The 18,139-nt window shown below is 60.9% G+C and carries 14 protein-coding genes and 2 tRNA genes; 9 read left to right on the top strand and 7 right to left on the bottom strand.

Annotation, left to right across the window (positions count from 1 at the left end; translation table 11 throughout):
- Positions 1-89: 89 nt before the first annotated feature.
- Together AACP59_RS07980 and AACP59_RS07975 are read left to right on the top strand one after the other, a co-directional pair.
- Positions 90-1,898: an ABC transporter ATP-binding protein/permease gene (locus AACP59_RS07980; RefSeq protein WP_339350737.1), complete on the top strand. Its 1,809-nt coding sequence runs from the start codon at positions 90-92 to the stop codon at positions 1,896-1,898.
- Positions 1,895-3,673, top strand: coding sequence for an amino acid ABC transporter ATP-binding/permease protein (locus tag AACP59_RS07975; RefSeq protein ID WP_339350739.1), 1,779 nt, complete (start codon positions 1,895-1,897; stop codon positions 3,671-3,673). The genes AACP59_RS07980 and AACP59_RS07975 overlap by 4 nt, the downstream gene beginning before the upstream one ends.
- Before the next feature lie 98 nt (positions 3,674-3,771).
- On the opposite strand, the gene AACP59_RS07970 is transcribed toward AACP59_RS07975, so the two are convergent.
- Complete coding sequence (locus AACP59_RS07970; protein WP_297317249.1) at positions 3,772-5,499, bottom strand: pyruvate oxidase; 1,728 nt, start codon at positions 5,497-5,499, stop codon at positions 3,772-3,774.
- A 733-nt stretch (positions 5,500-6,232) separates the two neighbouring features.
- On the opposite strand from AACP59_RS07970, the gene AACP59_RS07965 reads away from it, so the two are divergent.
- Complete coding sequence (locus AACP59_RS07965; RefSeq protein ID WP_297317248.1) at positions 6,233-6,571, top strand: hypothetical protein; 339 nt, start codon at positions 6,233-6,235, stop codon at positions 6,569-6,571.
- A gap of 270 nt (positions 6,572-6,841) precedes the next feature.
- On the opposite strand, the gene AACP59_RS07960 is transcribed toward AACP59_RS07965, so the two are convergent.
- Positions 6,842-6,914, bottom strand: a tRNA-Ala gene (locus AACP59_RS07960).
- Positions 6,915-6,948: 34 nt separating this feature from the next.
- Positions 6,949-7,022: transfer RNA gene (locus AACP59_RS07955), tRNA-Ile, on the bottom strand.
- 142 nt (positions 7,023-7,164) lie between these two features.
- Between AACP59_RS07955 and AACP59_RS07950 the strand changes: the two genes are divergently transcribed.
- Together AACP59_RS07950 and AACP59_RS07945 are read left to right on the top strand one after the other, a co-directional pair.
- On the top strand, positions 7,165-7,842 hold the full coding sequence (locus AACP59_RS07950) for a M48 family metallopeptidase (RefSeq protein ID WP_339350741.1): 678 nt from the start codon (positions 7,165-7,167) through the stop codon (positions 7,840-7,842).
- A 244-nt stretch (positions 7,843-8,086) separates the two neighbouring features.
- A complete protein-coding gene (locus tag AACP59_RS07945; RefSeq protein ID WP_339350742.1) occupies positions 8,087-8,854 on the top strand; it encodes an SDR family oxidoreductase in 768 nt (255 codons plus the stop codon).
- Between the two features lie 131 nt (positions 8,855-8,985).
- Here the strand turns inward: AACP59_RS07945 and AACP59_RS07940 are convergent, their stop codons facing one another.
- Both AACP59_RS07940 and AACP59_RS07935 read right to left on the bottom strand, forming a co-directional pair.
- The gene (locus AACP59_RS07940) at positions 8,986-9,465 is read right to left on the bottom strand and encodes a Dps family protein (protein WP_297317353.1); all 480 of its coding nucleotides are present in this window, start codon (positions 9,463-9,465) and stop codon (positions 8,986-8,988) included.
- A 183-nt stretch (positions 9,466-9,648) separates the two neighbouring features.
- Positions 9,649-11,025, bottom strand: a complete 1,377-nt coding sequence (locus AACP59_RS07935; protein ID WP_339350743.1) for a hemolysin family protein — start codon at positions 11,023-11,025, stop codon at positions 9,649-9,651.
- 194 nt (positions 11,026-11,219) lie between these two features.
- Here AACP59_RS07935 and AACP59_RS07930 point away from each other — a divergent pair, with 194 nt between their 5' ends.
- Positions 11,220-11,471 (top strand): LPXTG cell wall anchor domain-containing protein, encoded by a 252-nt coding sequence (locus AACP59_RS07930; protein WP_297317351.1) that lies wholly within the window; start codon positions 11,220-11,222, stop codon positions 11,469-11,471.
- A 68-nt stretch (positions 11,472-11,539) separates the two neighbouring features.
- Here the strand turns inward: AACP59_RS07930 and AACP59_RS07925 are convergent, their stop codons facing one another.
- Positions 11,540-12,157: a carbonic anhydrase gene (locus AACP59_RS07925; RefSeq protein WP_370466002.1), complete on the bottom strand. Its 618-nt coding sequence runs from the start codon at positions 12,155-12,157 to the stop codon at positions 11,540-11,542.
- Positions 12,158-12,471: 314 nt separating this feature from the next.
- Between AACP59_RS07925 and AACP59_RS07920 the strand changes: the two genes are divergently transcribed.
- Both AACP59_RS07920 and AACP59_RS07915 read left to right on the top strand, forming a co-directional pair.
- Positions 12,472-13,035: a redoxin domain-containing protein gene (locus AACP59_RS07920; protein WP_297317349.1), complete on the top strand. Its 564-nt coding sequence runs from the start codon at positions 12,472-12,474 to the stop codon at positions 13,033-13,035.
- A gap of 177 nt (positions 13,036-13,212) precedes the next feature.
- Positions 13,213-14,958, top strand: a complete 1,746-nt coding sequence (locus AACP59_RS07915) for an FAD-dependent oxidoreductase (RefSeq protein ID WP_339350748.1) — start codon at positions 13,213-13,215, stop codon at positions 14,956-14,958.
- A gap of 562 nt (positions 14,959-15,520) precedes the next feature.
- Here the strand turns inward: AACP59_RS07915 and AACP59_RS07910 are convergent.
- Positions 15,521-16,528, bottom strand: coding sequence for a LacI family DNA-binding transcriptional regulator (locus tag AACP59_RS07910; RefSeq protein WP_339350750.1), 1,008 nt, complete (start codon positions 16,526-16,528; stop codon positions 15,521-15,523).
- 331 nt (positions 16,529-16,859) lie between these two features.
- On the opposite strand from AACP59_RS07910, the gene AACP59_RS07905 reads away from it, so the two are divergent.
- Complete coding sequence (locus AACP59_RS07905; protein ID WP_339350752.1) at positions 16,860-18,116, top strand: ABC transporter substrate-binding protein; 1,257 nt, start codon at positions 16,860-16,862, stop codon at positions 18,114-18,116.
- The last annotated feature ends 23 nt before the right edge of the window (positions 18,117-18,139 follow it).

Raw genomic sequence — 18,139 nt, 5'->3', positions numbered from 1 at the left:
CCATATCGAGGGTATTGCCGAGTCTGATGACGATTTGCTAGTCTTCACCACACAAACGACGGAATGAAGAACGGTAGGCGGAAAGAAGCATGATCAACAAGGAACTCCTGCATCTGCCCGGTGCGAGTCTGACCGGCAGCCTCCTGTTGGGTTTCCTCCAGACCCTTGGCGCCTTGGCGGAGATACTGGTTGCGGCCGTGTCGGTCTTCGCCCTGGGGTCCCTGTGGGGTCTGCCTGTCCCCGGGCTCTTGTCTCCCTTCGTGGCGGACCCGACCCGTCTGGGGCTGAGCCTGCTGGTCCTCATCATGGTCAGGGGATTGTGCCTGCTGGCTTCCAGCCGCCTGTCCACATCCCTGGCAAACTCCATGGATACGGCCCTCTCCCGGGATCTCTACCTGTCCATGTTCGATGGGGGGCGCCGATACACCGAAGGCAAGGAGTCCCATCAGAGCCTGGCCATGCTCTCCACCGAGGGTGTCAAGCGGGTGACCTCCTACTTCACGGGTTTCCTGCCCATGCTCTTCCAAGCGGTTCTGATGATGCCGGTTGCCCTGTTGGTGCTCCTTCCGGTCAGCCCGGTGGCAGCCATGACCATCCTGTGCGGGATGTTGATCATGCCGGCGACCATGCGGATCGGCAGCAAGCGCAATGCCAAGGTCCAGACGGCCCATCTGCGTAAGTACGACAAGGTCGGGGTCCATTTTGAAGAGTCCCTGCGCGGTCTGGACACCCTGAAGATCTTCCACGCCGACCAGGCCGAGGCCGATCGGCTGGCCGAGGACTCCGAAGGATTCCGCAAGCAGACCATGGCCGTCCTGGGTGGCCAGCTGCGCAGCCTGATCAACGCCGACATGGTCGTGCATCTCACGGTCATCCTGGCTGCTGTCCTGACGATTCTGGTTCATGGGTCCCAGCCCCGTACCCGGCTGCTGCCGGCCATCCTGGTCGTGGCGATTGGATCCAGGCTCTTCGCCGCCGAGCACAGGCTGACCTACCTGGCCCATTCGGCCGTGGTCGCCGCCCGGCAGGGCAAGGCCATAGCCGCAGTTCGTCAGGAACGGCAGGAGTCGGGGCGGGACGGTGCGGATGGTTCATCATCCCCGGCCGCGACCTCGCTTCCGGCCCCGGCCGACGGGCTCTGGCCGGATCCCCAGGGCGGAGTGGCCGCCCGCGACCTGGAGTTCTCCTATCCCGATGGGTACAGGGCCCTGACCGATCTGACCTTCGACCTGCCCGAACGCGGGCATATCGGCATCGTCGGAGCTTCAGGATCCGGCAAGAGCACCCTGGCATCCATCCTCTGCGGACAGTTGCAGGGGTATCAGGGGGGCCTTACCTACCGGGGCCGCGAACTGGAGGACCTGTCTGCGGAGACCATGATAGGTTCCGGAACCGTGGTCAGAGGTACCGACCATATCTTCACCGGGACCATCAGGAGCAATCTGGACCCGGCCGGAGTCGGATACGGCGAGGAAGACCTCAGGAGTGCCTTGGAGAAGGTTGATCTGGTAGACCTTCTGGACAGACCGGGTGGGTTGGATGCACCCGTGGACCAGGCCGGCGCCAACCTCTCCGGCGGGCAGAGGCAGAGGCTGTCCATCGCCCGGGGCCTCCTGAGGCGATCCGGGGTCTACATCTTCGATGAGGCCACCAGTGCTGTCGATCGGGAGCATGATGCCGCCCTGGCCGACCTGATGGATGGCCTCGGCCGGCAGGCCCTGGTCATCACCATCACCCATCGGCTGGCCGGAGTGCGCAAGGCCGATCGGATACTGCTCCTGGACGGGGGGCGGCTTGTGGAAGGCGGAACCTTCGACGAGCTCATGAACGCCAAGGGCCTGTTTGCGGCCCAGTGGGAAGAACAGGAACGATACGAGGACCCGGAGGTCGAACGGTGACGGCAGCGGACGGGAAGCAGGTCAATGAGGCGGTCCATGCTTCGGCGGGGTGCGAAGGTGCGGGTCCCCTGGCTGAGGGAAGCAGTCTTGCCATCATGCGACGGATGGCCGGTCTGATGCGCCCTCTGGCCGGAACGGAGGCCAGGGCCATAGGGTGTGGCTCCCTGGGGCACCTGTGCACGGTCTGGTGCATCATGGCATCCACCGCCGCCCTGATAGGGCTGAGCGGCGGGCAGGGACGGCTGACCGAAACCTGGGGCCTTTGGGCTGCGGTGGCCGTGGTGGTCGCCCTGCTCAAGGGCGTCATGGCCTATGGGGAGCAGTACTACAACCATGAGATGGCCTTCAGCGTTCTCAGGGATATCCGGACCACGGTCTTCGACAAGATGCGCACACTGGCACCCGCCAAACTGGCCAGGCGCGGACGGGGCGACATGGTCACCGTTCTGACCGACGACATCGAGCTGCTGGAGATCTTCTACGCCCACACCCTTTCACCTATCGTCATAGCCCTGCTGACCTCCCTGCTCAACCTGATCCTCCTGACTGCCCTATCGCCCTGGATGGGGTTGGCGGCCCTGGTCTCCTACCTGGTTGTCGGTCTGCTCATCCCCCTGGCCAGCGCCTCCCCGACCTTCCGGGTGGCCATGGCGGAGCGCATCGCCCAGGGGCGGTTGCGATCCCTCCTCCTGGAGACCCTTGATGGGCGCCGGGAACTGGTGGGGCTCGGGGCGGCCGACCAGGTCAGGAGGAATCTGGACTCGGCCACCGATTCCATGCTGGACGCGCGTCGCAAAACCTCGCGCAACACTCTCTACAACGATCTGGCCACCCAGGTGGCCACCCTGGTCTGCATGGCGGTCTTCACCCTGCTTGTCTGCTTCCTGGGTGGCCGGGGAACAATCGGCATGACCCCCGCCCTGATTGGCCTGGTCGGTTTCCTGAGTTCATTCGGCCCATTGATTCCCGTTGCCAGGCTGGGGGCCGGCCTTCAACCCACCCTGGCTGCCGCCCGTCGGGTCTTCGGTATTATGGACGAGGAACCCGCGGTCGAAGAGGTGGTCGACGGACTCAGCCTTGAGGAGTACACGGGTACTCACGCCCAGGGTCTCTCCTTCGCCTATGAGCCTGACCGCGGTGAGGAATCGACGGGTCAGGGTCCGGTGCAGGTGCTGCGCGATCTGAACCTGGACATCAGGCCGGGCGACCTGATCGGAATACAGGGGGAGAACGGGGCAGGTAAAACCACCCTGATCGACCTGCTGATGCGTTTCCGTGACAGGGATGCCGGGGACCTGACGGTTTCGGAACTGCCCATCGAGAGGATCCGAACCGCGGACCTGCGGGCCCGGCAGACCCTGGTCAGCCAGGACGCCTACGTTTTCAGCGAGACCCTGGCCGACAACATCGCCCTGGCCAGGCCCTCCGCCACCAGGGAGGAGATAGAGCGGGCCGCCAGTCAGGCCTGTCTGGATGACCTGATCGCCAAGTTGCCCAAGGGTCTCGATCAGGTGTTGACCGGCCATGGTTCGGAGCTGTCCGAGGGGCAGAAGCAACGGGTGGCCCTGGCCCGTGCCTTCCTCAGTGAGGCATCCCTCCTGCTCCTGGATGAGCCCACCAGCAACATGGATGCCCTTCTGGAGGGAAAGGTCCTGCGATCCCTGATAGACCAGCAGGGAGAACGGGCCTATCTGATCGTCTCCCATCGACCATCGGTCCTGGCCCATACGGGGAGACTGATGACCCTCGGGGAGGGCAGGCTGCTCTCCGACTGAACCAGGCCGGCGGTGTCCTTCCGACAGGTCCCGGCCGGCCTGGTTGGGCCTGGCGCAATCGATTCGGCTTTGGCCTGATCGGATGGAACCTGAACTGATCAGAGGAACTGGCGCATGATCTCGCGCAGCGGTGGCATCTTGGGGATCTGGAACCTCCCCTTGAAGTAGTCGAATCCGAACCGCATGTAGCCCTGGGCCTCGTCCCAGACGATCTTGCCGGGCAGGGGGGCCTCGTCGTAGGCGGCCACGTTGATCAGGACCGGCCGGTCGGGGTTCCTGTACTTTTCGATGGCCTGGTCGAATTCCTCGTCGGTCGAGACGTTGACGCCGATGCCGCCGCAGGCCTCGGCGAACTTGGCGAAATCGATGTCGGCCAGGTCGATGCCGTAGTTCTGCTGGCCCACGGACTGCTGTTCGTACTCGATGAAGGCCAGGAGGTGGTTGTTGAGAACCACGACCACCATGGGCAGCTGGTACTTGACCGCAGTGACGAAGTCCTGCATGACCATGGCGAAGGCCCCGTCCCCGCAGACCGCGTAGACGGGCCGGTCCGGCATATCGGTTTTCGAGGCGATCGCCCCGGGCAGGGCGCAGCCCATGGTGCCCAGCCAGGCCGAGATGATGTACTTCTGGGTGTCCTTGACGTCGATGAACCGGGCGCCGAAGGAGGTCGAGGTGCCCACGTCGATGGACCAGACCGTATTGTCGGGGGCTACCTCGCTCATCTTGCGGAAGGTGCGCGAGGGCAGGACCCCGGTGTGGGACTTGGTGACCACGTCATCCATCCACTTGCGCCAGGTCTGCATGTTCTTCCTGCAGGCGGCCAGGAAGGGGCGTTCGGGCACTGCCTGGCCGCGCTTGTTCAGCAGGGCCAGGGCCGACTTGGCATCGGCCACGATGCCCAGGTCGATGTTGTGGCGGTGACCGATCCTGGTGGCCTCCAGGTCTATCTGGATGGCCGGGATCCTGTGGTTGATATAAGGAGCGTAGGGATAGTCGGTGCCCACCAGGATCAGGAGGTCGGCATCGAACATGGCCTCATAGGCCGGCTTGGTGCCCAACTTGCCCACCTGGCCCAAGGCGTTGGGGTGGCTGTCGTCGATGATTCCCTTGGCCGGCATGGTCTGGATGAATGGGATGGAGTACTTCTCCACGAACTCCTTGGCCTCGGTCCGGGCACCCTTGGCACCGACCCCGAAGAAGACGACGGGCTTCTCGGCCTTGGCGATCATGGCCAGGGCCTTGTCGATGTCGGCATCGTTGATCTGCGGCCGGCTGGGATGGTACTGGTCGGCAGTGGGCCTGAAGGAGTCCTCGATCTTATGGTCGGGCACGTCGTCGGGGATGGTCAGGACAGCCACACCCTGGTGGAGGTAGGCCATGCGGATGGCCTCATCCATGATGGCGGGCAGGGTTTCGGGGCTGGTGACCAGCTTGTTGTAGACCGCCACGTCATCGAAGAGCTTGGGTGTATCGACCTCTTGGAAGTATCCGGTGTTGAGCAGGTGGGACTGGATCTGACCGAGGATGGCCACCACGGGCACATGGTCCATCTTGGCATCGTAGAGTCCGTTGAGCATATGGATGGCCCCGGGGCCACCGATGGATAGGCAGACGCCCACCCTCCCGGTCAGCTTGGCATGGGCCGCAGCAGACAGGGCCGCCACTTCCTCATGCCTGACCTGGGTGAACTTGACCTTGTCGCGCTCGCGGTACAGCGCCTCGACCGTGGTATCGACCGAGTCCCCTGGCAGCCCATAGACGTTGTCAATTCCCCAGGCCTCCATGACCTTGACCATCTTGTCGGCGGCATTTATCTTCGACATCTATCTTCACATCCCATGTTCGGTTTTGTGTGCTTACATGTTCATGATATTGCCGAGATGCCTAGCGACCCGTTGAAATTAGTGTGATTAAGAGCATACTGCCCTATGACATACCTCACAAAATCTAACATTGGATTGAGAACTGCTGTGTGAATTCTGGGGTGGGGTTTGCTTGCAGCGTTTGGTAGAGGTCTGTAATTTGGTGCACTTTACATGATTTTGAACATCAGGGGGAATCCATAGTTGTAACGAGTTTTGCAAAGCTGAGGAAGCGAGAAGCCCAAGAACAATATTGCCCTATGCCGATAATTGATGGTGCCATGGAATGGGGCGATTCGTCTTTAAGACCGGGATTTAACCGCGAGGTCGGTTTACTTACATTCGACTCTTTTGGCGCTGATGGGAGCTTGCAAGAGAGTGCTGGGTTTATGTCTGATGAAGAGGATGGTTCAGAGTCAGCGATGCTACTGCGGATCAGTATATTTCGACAGAAGATTGCCGTACATCGTCTATAAACCAGACGCTTTTGCGGGAATCTCTGCAATGGCGGCCGCGGCTGTTGTGGGACTCGTTTTTCCTTGTCTCACGGAGCGGTGGGGAGACAAAGGGAAGCCGTTCGTTTGTGCAAAATGGGCTCGACTTCGCACACGTATGAACAGCGGGATCATCAGTCCCTATCTTCTTCTGAGCATGAAGATACAGATAGTGGGCAGGGGTAGGAACTGGTACCGCATTGAGCATAAAGCGGCAGAAGAAGTCGAGTGAAGAAGCTCAAGCCCTCTATTTGGCGATATTAGCTGCTGAGGTGTATCGAGACGGACAGATCAGAGTCATCAATAACGCAGACATTGTTGACGTTGGTGATGTCGATGAGGTTCCTGCGCTCGTATCACGATATCCGACCAAAGAACCAGAGCAGTTGCTTAAAAAGATGGTCCAGGACCCATCGCTGTTATCGGATAACCACCTTGCTCAATTGACCAGTGCGATCGAGGAGAGCAGCCGTAACCGGATAGATGGAATCGCAGAAACGCACGTAGCAGAGGAATGGCAAGAAGAGTTTCCTTGCTAAGGTGTCACCAGTCTGAGCCTGGTTTGCACGATTCTGGTTCCGACAGACCGGCCATCCGAGATGGATGACTGCCGAATTCCGATTGCCATGCGGCCATATGAATCTGAACCCCTCAGCCCGGGCGTGTAACCTAGCTCTGGGTTATCCCGGACGGTCCTGGACCATCCTGACAAGACACCGGCACCCGCCGGAGTACCCGTCAACCGTTGGAAACACAAGGAAAACCATATGAAAAAAGGTTTCCTTGCGGAAACCCGAAAACACTGCCTGTGGAGCTAGCCGGGTTCGAACCGGCGACCCTCTGCTTGCAAAGCAGATGCGCTACCAGCTGCGCCATAGCCCCGAGCTTGGAATGAACTTCAAAAAACAGAAGTGCGTGGGCCTGGGAGGACTTGAACCTCCGACCTCATCCTTATCAGGGATGCGCTCTAACCAGCTGAGCTACAGGCCCATTCCATGTGACCGAAGAATCACACAAATGGTTAGCATACCATACGGGCAGACTAAGTCAATTCAGGTCGCGTCGAGAGTCGCGCCATTCTGGGCCAAATCACGGGGTCGGGGGAGAATGCAGGTATGACGGAGACTCGGGCATGACCAAGGCGAACGGTGCGGGCAGACGCGGCCGCGGCCATGGGACGGTGATCGAGCGCCGGCTGCTTGAGTTGGATGGTGAAGAGGTTGTGGTTGTCCGCAAGCGGATCAAGAACGTCTATCTGCGGGTAAAACCGCCTGAGGGGCGGCTCGAGGTCACGGCTCCGGCCCGCCTGTCCGATCGGCAGCTCGAGGAGTTTGTGCATGCCAGGCGAACCTGGATTGCGCGGACTCGCCAGCGCATCGACAATTCCATTTCGGAGATCGCCAATGATTCAGACGACTTCCGGAATGGCCAGAATGGGGCTGATGCAAACGGATACGGGGACGGTTCGCAAGGGCAGGATCGTTCCGAAGCCAGGGCCAGGCGGGTCATCAAGGATCGCCTGCCCCGGCTGCTGGAAACCTGGGCACCGATCATCGGCAAGCGTCCGACTGCCATCACCCTGCGTCATATGAAGACCCGCTGGGGTTCCTGCACCCCTTCCACGGGCAGGATCCGGCTCAATACGGAGCTGGCCTGGCTGGACCCTGAACTCCTGGAATACGTGCTGGTCCATGAGCTGACCCATCTGCACGCCCACGGTCATGGTCCTTACTTCCAACAGTTGATGACCGGGTATATGCCGGATTGGCGCCGTCGTAGGAGCCGGTTGAACCGGTACGTGGTCATCTGAGGTACCGTGGTCCGGCATTCGGCAACGAACTTGGCGCATTTCATACATACCGGAACAAGCAGGCGGGATATCCTAGGCGGATATCGGTTTCGACAGTTTCGGCTCAGCCACGGCGGTAAACGACCGGGATGCCTGCCGCGATGCATCCAACCACTTTCGAGACAGGAATGTGCCCATGTCATGCGCTTCTGCGCTAGCGTGGGAGTGAACGATGATTCAAGGACGGTCAGACGAAGGAGCAATGATGACGGGTTCCACGAATACGATCAAGCGCGCGGTGGTCACGGGTGCATCCAGCGGCATCGGGCAGGCCAGTGTCAGGGCCCTGGTGGGCAAGGGCTGGCAGGTGGTGGGTCTGGCTCGCCGCGAGGAGAAGTTGCAGGACCTGTCCAGGGAACTGGGTGACGGCTTCACCTACCAGGTCTGCGATGTGACTGACGAGGATTCGACCCGGAAGGCCGTGGATGCCGTGCTGGCGGATGGCCCGGTCAAGGCCCTGGTCAACTGCGCGGGGGCCGCCTTCGGCAAGGATGCCGTGGCCACCTCGAACCTGGATGACTGGCGGGGTATGTACGAGCTCAACGTTCTGGGCACCCTGAGGGTCATCCAGAAACTCCTGCCGGCCCTGAAGGAGTCCGAGGGCACGGTCCTGATCATCTCCTCGACAGCCGGTATCGAGCCTTACGAGGGTGGTGGCGGGTACTGCGCATCCAAGGCGGCGGAACGGGTCATGGCCCGTATCCTGCGCCTGGAACTGATTGGGGAGCCCATCCGGGTGGTCGACATCGCGCCCGGTCTGGTTCACACCGACGAGTTCTCCCTGAAGCGGTTCGGCGGCGACTCCTCCAAGGCCGACGCCGTCTATGCCGGGGTGCCGGATCCGCTGACGGCTGACGACATCGCCGGCTGCGTCTCCTGGGCCCTGGAGCAGCCTGACACGGTCGATATCGACCAGATCGTGGTCCGCCCGCGGGCCGAAGGTTCCTATACCAAGCTCTACCGCAAGAGCTGACGACTCCCAAGACAAAGGGTCGGCTGATTGGTAGATGCCAATCAGCCGACCCCGGTGCCGTCGGGCGGATTACCGTCGATTATCGATCGGACGGGTGATCAGCCGTTCAGGCCTTGGTGATTCCGTGGGAATCAGAAGAGGTGGCTCCTCATGAACCACTGGAAGTGCTCCAGCTCCTGAACGTGGTCCTGGATGATGTTGGAGCTGATGACGTCCAGGTCATCCAGCTTGGTGATGGCCTCGCGGTCCAGCTTGATGAAGGTGGTGTAGTACTTGTCGAGGACCTTCAGGTAGTCCAGGGCATCCTGGCGACCGGTCAGCTCGATACCCTCCCAGGTGCGGTTCTTCATGATGTCGTCGGGACGGCCAGCGGGCGAACCACCCAGGGTGGCAATGCGCTCGGCGGTCTCGTCGGCCATGTTCAGGACCGAATCGACCTCGGGGTCCATCATCTCGTGGATGCCGATGAACTCCTTGCCCTTCATGTTCCAGTGGGCGTGCTTGAGGACCAGGGCGGTCTCCTGCTCCTGGCTCAGGCGCTCCTGCAGAATCGCGATGACCTTCTCGCTGGTGGCCTCGTCAAGTCCCGGTACGGTAAAGTTCAGTGCCATGATTACTCCTTCGTTCGTCGGTTCATTACCAACGATTTCATCTGGTCGGTTCTCTGCCCGGCCCTTATCTCAAGCCTAGCCGTATTGACTGGAGGTTTCAGGGATTTCCCCTGGGATTAGTGTGACTTTTCAGACCCTGTCGGGCCCTCCCCCCCCCCCCCACATCCGTACAGGATAGTGAATCTATTCTTTCTTCTTGGCGGGGTCATCCGAATCAGCGGTCTGGCGTTCACCATCCTCGTCCTTCCCGGAGTCCCCGTTCTGGAGGGCATCGCGATGCCTGACCTCGATGGTCTCGATCCGGCGTCCGTCCACCCTGGTCACGACCATGTCGTACCCGTCGTCGGAGTGGATCACATCGCCCACCCTGCCCATCCGTCCGGTCTTGGCCAGGAAGTAGCCTGCCAGGGTCTCGTAGGGGCCGTCCTCCAGCTCGATTCCGGTCAGGTCGGCGAAGTCCTCGAGGGTCATGCCGCCGTCGACCTTGGCCACCCCGTTCACGAAGGCGGAGGGTCCGGACCGCGCCGGCCCCTTCTCCTCGGGGAGGTCGTACTCGTCGCGGATGTCGCCCACCAGCTCCTCGGTCATGTCTTCCAGGGTGACGATGCCGTCGGTGCCGCCATACTCGTCGATGACCACGGCCAGGTGGATGCCCTGCTTGCGCAGGCGCTCAAGGCTGGGCAGGAGTTTGGACGTGCCGGGCAGGGAGATGCCGGGCCTGGTCACGTCGGCCACGGTCCGGGCACTGCGCTTGCGCACATCCAGGAGGTCGCGCACGTGGACGAACCCCAGGACGTCATCGAAGTCGCGGCCCGTCACCGGGTAGCGGGAGTAAGGCTCGTTGCGGACGAAGTCGGCCGCCTCCTTCAGGGGCATGTCGCCCGAGATGAAGACCACGTCGGCCCTGGGGCGCATGACCTCGGCTACGCTGGTCTCGGAGGCGTCGAAGACGTCGCCCAGGATCATCCGCTCGTCCTTGCTCAGGTTGGTGTTGGAGGAGACCAGGACGCGCAGTTCGTCGTCGCTGACCTGGGTGTTGGTCTGCTGGGGGTCGAAGCCCAGGAGGCGGACGATACCGTTGGTGTTCTTGGCGATCAGCCAGATCAGGGGCTTGCAGATGGTCGAGAATACATCGATGGCCGGCACCACGGCCCGGGCGATCTTCTCCGTGCGCTGCATGGCGATGCGTTTGGGCACCAGCTCGGAGATGACGATGGAGCAGTAGGAGATGATCAGGGTCAGGACGATGGTGGTCAGGGTCGAGGCCAGGCCGGGGTGGACCCCCCAGCTGCTCACCACGGGAACCACATAGGGTGCAATGGAGGAGGCGCCGAAGGAGGCCGAGAGAAACCCTGAAAGGGTGACCCCGATCTGGACGGCCGAGAGGAAGGTGTTGGGGTCACGGGCAATCCGGGCAACCCTGGCGCCACGGGCGTCCTGCTGTTCCATCTGCTCCAGCTGCGAGCCGCGCAGGGAGACCAGTGCCAGCTCGGTGCCCGAGAAGACGGACCCGATCAGGAGGAAGACGAAGATAAGCAGGATGTTGAGCCATAATGACATACCTCCAATGTACGGGATGGTCTTCTCTGCAGGGGCGTCTTGCGCCGAAGGCTGGCTGGCGATTCCCGGACGGCGCGGCAGGTCGGCTCTTATACTTGTACCTGTTCATATGGGAACGGTCCTGGTGAATCGGCGGAGTCACCCGGCTGGAAGTCCGGTCGGTTCTGCGCGATTCACCTGAGTCGGGAGGTGTCATGTCACAGAATCTGCCGGTCACGGGAGCTGCCGTGCTGGGAATCGTCGTGCTGGTGGTCGTGCTCCTGGTGCTGGGTGGCATCCTCCTCTGGCTCAGAAAGCGCGGTGAGGCAAGGAACAAGGTTGACGGCGGTCACATCAGGGCACGGGAATCAGAGAGCCCGGCCGAGAGTCCTGCCGCCAGCCCGTCTGACAGCCTTCCTGAAAGCCCCACAGAGACCTCCGAGGAACACGGTCCGTCAGATATCTGATTCGCTTACCGGCGAGGACCAGGGTTCCAGCACCGTCTGCGCGAATGCGGGCGCCCGTTTCCCCTTGGTTAGAAGGAGAGCACCTGGACCTTGCCGTTGGACAGGAGGTAGCGGGCGCCCACCATCATGATCCTTCCCTCGGCAACGGCCTGGCGGATTACCTCCGACCTGTCGACCAGGGCCTCTATGGTCCCCGCTATATGGACCGATTCATAATCGGCCGTGGTTTCCAGGCCGGCCTCCTGCGCCGTCAGGATCGAGGTGCCCACCTGGTTGATGATGGGCGAGGGATTGTCGCGAACGAAGGCCTCATCCAGGGCCTCACGCCCGGGGTCGGCCTGGATGGCCCTCTCCTCCAGACGGTGGTTCTCGATGGCCCGGACGCTGGCGGCCACGGCCCCGCAGTGCTCATGGCCCATCACCACCAGGAGGGAGACCTTCAGCTCGGTGATGGCGAATTCCAGGGATGCCAGGACCGACGGGTCCAGTGTCTGCCCGGCCGTGCGGACCGTGAAGAGGTCGCCCAGCCCCTGGTCGAAGATGATTTCAGGCGGCACCCGGGAGTCCGAGCAGGAGAGGATGACCGCATCCGGGGACTGCGTGTCGATCAGGGACTGCCTGGTTTCCGCATCCTGCCAGGGGTGCTCCGCCTGCCCCTCGAAGAACCGACGATTGCCGGCCAGCATCCTGCTCCAGGTGGCGTTGGCCCGTGATTCCCCCTCGGGTGCCGCCTCGTGCTCTTCGTTCATGACCGGGACTCCTTCTGGCCGCTCTGGCATGTCCATCCCATCATAGGCAGGGCTGGCGGGAGCTCTGTGCCATATATCACATAGGCGGGGATGATACTTATCTTCCACGGCCAGGCCCCGCCTACTAGCATGAAAGAGGTATCCCGCCGATCCCGCCGCCTCCTTGCACGAGGCCCTGAATTCCGAGGATATATAAGCATCCGGGTCAGTTGGATTGACGGTATTCGATAGTTTCCTGAAAGGAACCAACCATGACACTGCTACAGCATGAACTCACCGACTTCAAGACCCAGGCCTTCCAGAACGATGACCTCCATGAGGTGACCAAGGAGGACCTGCTGGGTCACTGGTCCGTCCTCTTCTTCTATCCTGCGGACTTTACCTTCGTCTGCCCCACCGAGCTTGAGGACCTGGCCCTGAAATACGAGGACTTCAAGAAGGCGGGCTGCGAGATCTATTCCGTCTCCTGCGACACCGAATTCGTCCACAAGGCCTGGCATGAGGCCAATGAGAAGATCGCCAAGATCCAGTACCCGATGCTGGCCGATCCCACGGCAACCCTGGCCAAGGACCTGGACACTTACAACGAGGCCGAGGGCAAGGCCGAGCGTGGCGACTTCATCCTGTCTCCCGAAGCCAAGGTCGTGGCCTATGAGGTCATCTCCTCCAACGTGGGCCGCAATGCCGACGAGCTCCTCCGCCGCGTCCAGGCCTCGCAGTTCGTCTATGAGCACGGCGATCAGGTCTGCCCTGCCAAGTGGGAGCCGGGCGACGACACCATCGAGCCCAGCCTGGATCTGGTGGGTCAGCTCTGATCCAAGCGTCCTGAAGGGACCATTCCATTGAGTTGCGGGAACCTGCTCATCGGAACGGCGCTGCATGGCGGATTCTGTCCGCCCGTTCGGGGACCGGTTTCCCCGGTTGTCGGGTCGTCGCTCCGATCGAGGGGTTCCCCTTGCTGTATGTACGGCATAGATAAGGAAACGAACAGCATGACGGAAGACAAGAATCTCTACGATGTGGTCATCATCGGTGGCGGCCCCGCCGGCCTGAGCGCCGGGCTCTACCTGGCCCGTGCCCGGTACCGTACCCTGATCCTGGAGAAGGACGACTTCGGCGGGCAGATCACCATCACCGCCGACGTGGTCAACTACCCGGGTGTGGCCAGTACCGACGGGCACAAGCTGACCGAGACCATGCGTCATCAGGCCCAGAACTTCGGTGCCGAATTCATGACGGCCGAGGCCACCGGGGTCGATGTGGATGGCGACATCAAGGTGGTCCACACCTCCAGGGGTGACCTGCGGACCTTCGGCATCCTGATCGCCACCGGTGCCAGCCCCCGGAAGATCGGCTTCGCGGGCGAGCAGGAGTACGCCGGCAGGGGGGTAGCCTACTGCGCCACCTGTGATGGGGAGTTCTTCACCGGGCGCGAGGTCCTGGTGGTGGGCGGTGGATTCGCCGCCGCCGAGGAGTCCGTCTTCCTGACCAAGTACGCCAGCAAGGTCACCCTCCTGGTGCGCGAGGAGGACTTCACCTGCGACGCGGCCGTGGCCGACGAGGCCAGGAAGAACGACAAGATAAAGATTCACTATTCCACCGAGCTCCAGAGCGTCTCCGCCGGTTCGGGCGGCCTGGTCGAAGCCACCCTCCTGGACAGGACCACCGGGGAGACCAGGGTCTGGAAGCCGGCCGACCGGGGCACCTTCGGTGTCTTCGTCTTCGCGGGTTATGTGCCCCAGACCGGCCTGGTCAAGGGCGTGGTGGATCTGGACGACCACGGGTACGTCATCACCCACGGCTACCTGGAGACCTCGGTTCCCGGCATCTATGCGGCGGGCGACCTGCGGGTGAAGAACCTCCGTCAGGTCATCACCGCCACCTCTGACGGCGCCGTGGCGGCCGTGGAACTGGAGCGCTACGCCTCCGACGTGTCGGCCAAGACCGGTCTGGTGCCGCCCCGCCCCGAGAACTCCCCTTACGAGAAGTCCGAAAAAGAGGCCGCCGAGTCGGCCGCCGCTTCGGGCACCTCGCCCGCTCCGGTGACCCAGGCCGGTGAGCAGGCCCCGGCCAAGACCTCGGGCTTCTTCGGCCCGGATATCCGCAAACAACTTGATGTGGTCTTCGGCCGGATGGCGGCCAAGCTGATCCTGAAGCTGGAACTGGACGACAGCCCGGTCTCCCAGGAACTGCACACCTTCATCGACGAGCTGGTCGGCCTTTCCGATGGCCTGCTGACCACCCGGGTCGACACCGCTCCCGGCAGTCAGGACTTCGACCCGGCCGGCGACCTCCCTGATGCCCGCCCCAATGTGCGCATCTGCAGGGTGGGTGCCGACGGTGAGGCCGAGGAGACGGGCCTGGCCTTCCATGGTGTGCCCAGCGGCCATGAGTTCAACTCCTTCGTCCTGGCCCTCTACAATGCGGCCGGACCGGGTCAGCAGGTGGACCAGGCCACCTCGGACAGGATCGACGCCATCAGCGACCCCGTCGACATCATGATGCTGGTCTCCCTCACCTGCACCATGTGCCCCACCACGGTTCTCTCCGCCCAGAGGGTGGCCTCCCAGAACGGGAAGGTCCGTGCCGAGGCCTACGACCTCTCGCACTTCCCCACCCTGAAGGACCAGTATCAGGTCATGAGCGTGCCTTGCATCGTCATTCGGAAGGGCGACCAGGAGACCGTTGAATTTGGCAAGAAATCCGTACCGGAAGTGCTCGATTTGATTGGGGCATAGTCGGCGTGCTGACTGGCTTTGTGCTGAGTAAAATATGGAGAATTTCTACATTTATTCCATTTTTACTGTTGACTTTGTCAAGTTTCTCTTATAATGGTGGTGCATCCATTCGGGTGCTCACTATTGGAATTGTGCATGGATCAACTGAGTGGGGGCGGCTGGCCAATGAGGATTTCTCATGAACCTGCTGTTTATCCGCTGCTCGGTCGCCTGGTCGATGACGTGGTCGTCCGGAACGCATCGACATGCATTATCCCGCAGCCGCCCTCCCTTGCCTCTCGTGGCGATGCTGGAGTGTGTGGTATTCCCGGTCGGGGCGCTGATCTTGATTGATTCAGGTCGCGGCCGAGAAAGGAAACCGGCCTGTCCTGGCGAATCATGACTTGCTCCGACCGAAGTTCTCTTCTTCCCTCAGGGACTTCGTCGCAGCAAGAAGAGTCAGGACGGGTCGGTGTCCTCATTTTTAAGTCGGCAATACCACCTTGGATGGTCCTTCTCGAGGTACCTGATTAACTCCAGACAGGGTTTCGACCTTGGATCGGGTCACACGCCCGCCCGCTGATCAGCACCCGCAGGAGTCCCGTATGACCAGGTCCGCCTTGATGATTTGGACATCCGGCACCTCGTTTGGCGTCAGAGCCGCCTTGATGGCGCAACCTGCAATCTCCTTGGTATTCTGCTGCATGGTGGTCAATTGAGGCCAGGTATAGAGGGAGTCCACCGTTCCGTCAAAAGAGACTATTGCTACGTCTTCGGGAATGCGCTGTCCCCGCTCGTGCAAGGCCCTCATGGCTCCCAAGGCCTCCATGTCCGAGCCTGCAAAGATGGCCCGAGGTGGTCTGCCGCTATCGATAAGGTCCAAGGTGGCATGATAGCCGCCCTCCCTGGTGAAGAAAGCTTGACGAATCCTGCCTGCCGGGAGATTGGCATTCTGATGGGCCTCGTACCAGCCCTGGATCCGGGCATCGGTCCTATCGTCCGGTGAGCCCCCGAAGAGCATGTCGACGCTGCTGTGCCGGTGCTCGATGAGGTGTCGGGTGGCGGTCAGGCCGGCATTGAAGAAATCGGTTGAAACACTCTTGGCGTTCGCCACCCGGTGAGGCTGGTCCATGAAGACGAAGCGGCTTTCCTCCAGATGGGCCATGCTGAGTTGGGCATAGCTGCGCGATGATGAGAGGAAGATGGCATCGACATTGCGTTCAAGCAACTGCTTGATGGCCTTGTTCTCCAGGTCGGGATCGCTGCGTACGTTCATGAAGAGGACCGAATACCCACGCTCCATGGCTACTGTCTGCAGCTCATCATAGATGCCGGCGCTGAAGGGGTTGGACGAGTCGGGAACGATGACACCCAGCATCTTGGAATACCCTGTGCGTAGGGCCCGTGCAGTGGAGTTGGGGTGATAGTTCAGCAGTTTCGCCGCTTCACGCACGCGCTCGGAGGTGGCCGGTGCCACAGCCCTGGGTCCGTTGTTGAAAACATAGCTGACCACGGCCGTGGAGACGTTGGCCAATCTGGCCACATCTGTTCGCGTGGCCCGCCTGCGTTGCCTGCGATCAGCATTGTTCATTGCCTTCAGAGCTCGATTCTGTCCCCGTACATTTGGTCTCAACTAATGCTACCCGAAACAAAAGGTCTACTCGAATTGATATTCCTCTTGCCTCCTGTCTTTCGCCCCATCCAACCCTCCCGTCTCGAACTTCCGGGGATATAAAAACGGCTTAAAATATTACGAAGTTCAAGGTTGCCGAGAGCGATACCAACTTTTGGTGATGCTTTTCATTGAAACCTTAAACGGTGTTTGACAGATTTATCTACACGTGTATATTGAGATACACAAGATCCGCTCCTGTTTGATCGGGGCGGGTTTTGCAAACTAGCAACCTACGAAGGAGTGGTTGATGAATAGAATCAAGACAGTAACGGCTGGCATCTGCTGTGCCATGGCAATCACCTCATTGGCTGCCTGCGGCTCCTCCTCAGGCGGGAAGAAGACCGTGGAATTCATGACCATGCAGTCTACGGGGACCCCACAGCTCAAAGCCCTGCAGGGCATCGGAAAGAAGTTCGAGGAGAAGAATCCGGACATTGTCATCAAGATGGTTCCCGGCACCAACAACAACGAGAACGACATCAAGGTACGCCTGGCGGGCCACAACCCCCCTGACATCTGGAACACCCACGGCTGGTCCCGCGACAGGTACAGCAACTTTTTGGAGCCCTTGCAGAACAGGCCCTGGGCCAAGAGACTGAAGCCAATCGGCAATGATGTCTTCAAGACAAAGGACGGCAAGTTCTTTGCCCTTCCTGCCGACATCCAGGTTTCGGGCATCATGTACAACCAGACGGTCATGGATGCGGTAGGCATCGACCCCAAGTCCATCGACACATGGGATGCATTCGAACAGGCATGCACGAAGCTGAAGGTCGCCGGGTACACTCCGCTCATCTCCTCCAACAAGGATGCGGGTCCCAACGGCGACATCGCCGACTATATGCTTCCGGGCATGTATGACGAAAGCCAGCTCAAAGAGATCTCCGATGGCAGGTTCGATACAACGGTCTACGAGAAGTACACCACCAAGGTGGCCAAGTGGGCCAAGGACGGATGGTTCAACGTGGATTACTCATCCGCATCCCAGGACGACATCTCCAGGCTGATGGCTCAGGACAAAGCAGGGTTCTCTTTCCGGTCCAATGGTAGTTCCCAGCTGATCCAGTCCTACAACCCCAACGTCAAACTGGGTATGATGCCTGTTCCGGCCGAGGTCGGCAGGCCATACTTCTCCACAGGTGAGGACACGCTGACCTTCGGTGTCTCCAAGACCAGCAAGAACAAGGAAGCCGCGCTGAAGTTCATCGACTTCATGGCCGAACCGGAGAATCTTCAGAAGCTGGTCGATGTGAGCATGAACGACTCGGCCCTGACCGGCGTCAAGTCCGCCCTGGGGCAGTTCCAGCCTTCCTACGACTACTGGGTCAAGGAGAAGAAGACCAAGATGGTTCCCTTCTTCGACCGGAAGTACCTGCCCAACGGCATGTACAACACCCTGGCCAAGTCGACCGACGGATTACTGACCGGTCAGCTGACCGCACAGGCAGCTGCGGATCAGGTCAAGACCTCTTTCGACAGCCTCTATGGTCAAAAATCTTCCTGAGTAGACGGCAAAGAGGAGTCGAG

The organism is Bifidobacterium indicum, from assembly GCF_036987015.1.
Classification (GTDB): Bacteria; Actinomycetota; Actinomycetes; order Actinomycetales; family Bifidobacteriaceae; genus Bombiscardovia; species Bombiscardovia indica.
The sequence above is the reverse complement of the archived record's forward strand: the minus strand, read 5'-3'. Positions and strand labels throughout refer to the sequence as shown.

Excerpts from the sequence above, each read along its gene's own strand:
- AACP59_RS07980 (WP_339350737.1), top strand. The coding sequence starts at position 90 with ATGATCAACAAGGAACTCCTGCATCTGCCCGGTGCGAGTCTGACCGGC.
- AACP59_RS07970 (WP_297317249.1), bottom strand. The coding sequence starts at position 5,499 with ATGTCGAAGATAAATGCCGCCGACAAGATGGTCAAGGTCATGGAGGCC.
- AACP59_RS07950 (WP_339350741.1), top strand. The coding sequence starts at position 7,165 with ATGACCAAGGCGAACGGTGCGGGCAGACGCGGCCGCGGCCATGGGACG.
- AACP59_RS07945 (WP_339350742.1), top strand. The coding sequence starts at position 8,087 with ATGACGGGTTCCACGAATACGATCAAGCGCGCGGTGGTCACGGGTGCA.
- AACP59_RS07940 (WP_297317353.1), bottom strand. The coding sequence starts at position 9,465 with ATGGCACTGAACTTTACCGTACCGGGACTTGACGAGGCCACCAGCGAG.
- AACP59_RS07935 (WP_339350743.1), bottom strand. The coding sequence starts at position 11,025 with ATGTCATTATGGCTCAACATCCTGCTTATCTTCGTCTTCCTCCTGATC.
- AACP59_RS07930 (WP_297317351.1), top strand. The coding sequence starts at position 11,220 with ATGTCACAGAATCTGCCGGTCACGGGAGCTGCCGTGCTGGGAATCGTC.
- AACP59_RS07925 (WP_370466002.1), bottom strand. The coding sequence starts at position 12,157 with ATGCTGGCCGGCAATCGTCGGTTCTTCGAGGGGCAGGCGGAGCACCCC.
- AACP59_RS07920 (WP_297317349.1), top strand. The coding sequence starts at position 12,472 with ATGACACTGCTACAGCATGAACTCACCGACTTCAAGACCCAGGCCTTC.
- AACP59_RS07915 (WP_339350748.1), top strand. The coding sequence starts at position 13,213 with ATGACGGAAGACAAGAATCTCTACGATGTGGTCATCATCGGTGGCGGC.
- AACP59_RS07910 (WP_339350750.1), bottom strand. The coding sequence starts at position 16,528 with ATGAACAATGCTGATCGCAGGCAACGCAGGCGGGCCACGCGAACAGAT.
- AACP59_RS07905 (WP_339350752.1), top strand. The coding sequence starts at position 16,860 with ATGAATAGAATCAAGACAGTAACGGCTGGCATCTGCTGTGCCATGGCA.